This window comes from Accumulibacter sp. (assembly GCF_031732815.1).
Lineage (GTDB): Bacteria > Pseudomonadota > Gammaproteobacteria > Burkholderiales > Rhodocyclaceae > Accumulibacter.
Map to the genome: position 1 here is coordinate 1 of NZ_JAVMKF010000276.1, position 2,724 is coordinate 2,724.

The 2,724-nt window shown below is 61.0% G+C and carries 3 protein-coding genes; all 3 read left to right on the forward strand.

All coding sequences use genetic code 11. The features are described from left to right. The coding region (locus tag RKP46_RS16105) for a TIGR04255 family protein (protein ID WP_311107555.1) at nucleotides 1-792 on the forward strand (792 nt) is incomplete at its 5' end. Nucleotides 793-811: 19 nt separating this feature from the next. After that, entirely contained in the window at nucleotides 812-1,459 is a 648-nt protein-coding gene (locus RKP46_RS16110; protein ID WP_311107556.1) for a helix-turn-helix transcriptional regulator, read from the forward strand. A 15-nt stretch (nucleotides 1,460-1,474) separates the two neighbouring features. Next, on the forward strand, nucleotides 1,475-2,332 hold the full coding sequence (locus tag RKP46_RS16115) for a hypothetical protein (RefSeq protein WP_311107557.1): 858 nt from the start codon (nucleotides 1,475-1,477) through the stop codon (nucleotides 2,330-2,332). The last annotated feature ends 392 nt before the right edge of the window (nucleotides 2,333-2,724 follow it).

Consider the following 2,724-nt stretch of genomic DNA (forward strand, 5'->3'; position numbering starts at 1 on the left):
AGGATGTCGAACGCGCCGGTGTACTACGCGCTCGCGCAGGCGCACTTCAATCCTGTCGCCGCGATGTCCAAGTACGTGGATCAGATCCAGGATCGTCTGCGGCGCGAGGGATATCCGTTGTTCGAACCGCAACAGGTCACGCACCTGGTTGTGCCGGGTCCTGGCCAAGCGCAGCAAGCAGAGCCGCAGATTACGCATACGGTCTCCTGGCTCATCACGCGCGGCGACCGTACGGCCGGGTTCATCCTGGCGCCGTCGGCCATCACGTACCACACGACCCACTACGACATGCACAACGAGTTCATCCCGGAGCTGCTGCGCGGCTTGGCGGCCGTGCACGAGGTGGCAACCCTCGATCACGTCAGTCGGTTGGGCCTTCGCTACCTGGATGCCGTGTTGCCTCGCGCCGGTGAGAGCGTGGAGCAGTACCTCGTCGGTGGATTGCACGGCATTGAGTTCAATGCCACGCAGCGGTACAGGCTGACGGAATCGGTCTTTGGGACGGACACCGGCCCACTGGTGCCGACGGGGACGCTCGTGACTCGGGTGCATAGGATGACCGCGCCCTTGGGGTTCCCGCCAGACATGCAGCCCAACGGCTTGATGATCAATCCGAAGTTCGAGGTGAAGGAGTCTCGGGCGCATGCGGTCATCGATACGGACCACTTTGTCGAAGGCCGCATGCCGATCAATATGGACAAGCTGGGTGAGCAGGTGCTCTCGCTGCATGCGACCATCAAGTCTGTCTTCGGAGCAACGACGACGGATCACGCGCGCGACGCGTGGGCCTGAACCAGACAAACCAGACGCCATGTACACCGCGACCGTACCTACTTATCGACCGATGCCGTTCGCCGCGCCGATTGGAGCTGCCGCCACCGCAGCCTTTGCGCTGCTTGTCTCGGCCCTTGCGGTCGGTGGTACCGGCAGCGTTTTCGACATTTCTCGTGCCGGGGACTGGCGCAGGATGTTGGAGGCGCGAGTTCCCTTCCACGTGGATGTCGGGATGGCTGACGACAGCCAAGAACAACGCCCTGATCTTCGATCTGCATCTGACCACCTCGGCAACATCCGCCAGGTGTTGAATCCAACCATCGCGGATCTGGCCACGGTGTTCGGCGTCTCCAGGCAGGCGATCTACAAGTGGATCGGCGGTGAGGCCACGCCCGAGCCCAACAAGTTCGACCGAATTCTCGCCCTCAGCCATGCCGCCGACGCTTTCCGCGACGCTGGCATCACGCGTGCGTCTTCCATGCTGAAGATGAAGGCATTTGAAGGCAGGTCCTTGATGGACCTCGCTGTGGCCGGTCAGATCTTGCCGTCGCACATCCAGTCGCTGATCGCCGAAGCCCAGGCGATGGATGCGGCTTACGACCGATCAGGCTTGGCGAAGTCGAAAGCGAAGCCCTCGGACGATTGGCGTACCGAGGTGTCCATTCCCGGGTCCCCCGAGCGATAGGTCGGGGGGCGATGGATGCTGGCGCGCGATACGGACTGGCGACAGGGTGATCTTCTAACTTGCGAGGCCGCTGCTGCATTGGGTTTGGTCGGCGCGACCGACCAAGGACGCCGCGTAATCGTCATCACCCATGACTGCGACTTGCCGCATGACAGCGAGCTCTGCGTCGAGGTCATCGTCGCCGAGTTGGTCGTCAAGGACCCCAAGCCTGACCCGCAGCTCTCCTACGCCAAGAACCCGCGACGACTCCACCTCGCCTACGAGGGCACCGACGCTGCGCCGTTGATTCTTGAGCTCCGGCATGGTGATCGCCGCAGCGTACCGAAAGGTGACTTCGCCAAGCGCGCAGTCAAAGACAACAGCCTCGCGCTGCCGGTTGACACGAAGCGTGCGCTGAAGCAATGGCTTGCCGCGCGATACGGCCGACCAGCCTTCCCCAATGCTTTCGAGGAGCGGCTGCGTAAGCTCTCTGGCAAGCGCACCGTCGAACAGCTGATCGCCAAGATTCTGGAGCCCGACGCGAAGTACCTGGTCGGGCTGTTCTTCGATCTGGGTGAGCAGCGAGGCGCAGAAGCGGTCGAAGGGGAGTCCTACGCCCTGTCAATGTCCGTTGTGTACGACGCAACCGAGGGCGGCAGCAAGGCGAGGCTGTCGGCTGAGCGGGTCGCCGGGCAGCTGCGCGAGCTGTTCGAAAAGACCTACGGCAAGCCCGACGTTGCCACGGAGATCGCGCTCGACGCTTGCGAAGCCGTAGCAGACACGCGCCTGACGCTGGCTGATCTGCGCCGCGTGGATCAGTGGCGCCTGGAGTACATCAGCCTGCGAGATAACGATCAAGGCGACTTCCTGCCTGTCGGCGAAATGCCGACGTGAATGCACAGGATCACCTCGCGATCCCGATGGATTCCGCCCAAGTCTGGCCTGGCTGTGGATGCCGGTTTTCTTTTTGGCCGACATTCCTCACATCAACGCAACCAACTGAATAATCAATTTAATTTTCATGCCATATCAATTCAGAGAATACTTGTACTGCATGATATTCAAATGGTTACGTCAGCGATGTGCGAAATGTCAGTTTTGGGTACAGTCCACCACCAATTCGGCATCCGATGCAGTGCAAAGTTATCCATAAGCCCGCTTAACAGCAGGCTTTTTTATGGGTAGCGCACCCAGCGCGGTTTCACTCAATCCATTGCAATCCGGGGCTAAAAATAGCCGATGACCGCCCGCATCCTGCTGGTCGAGGACGAACCGTCCATCGCCGA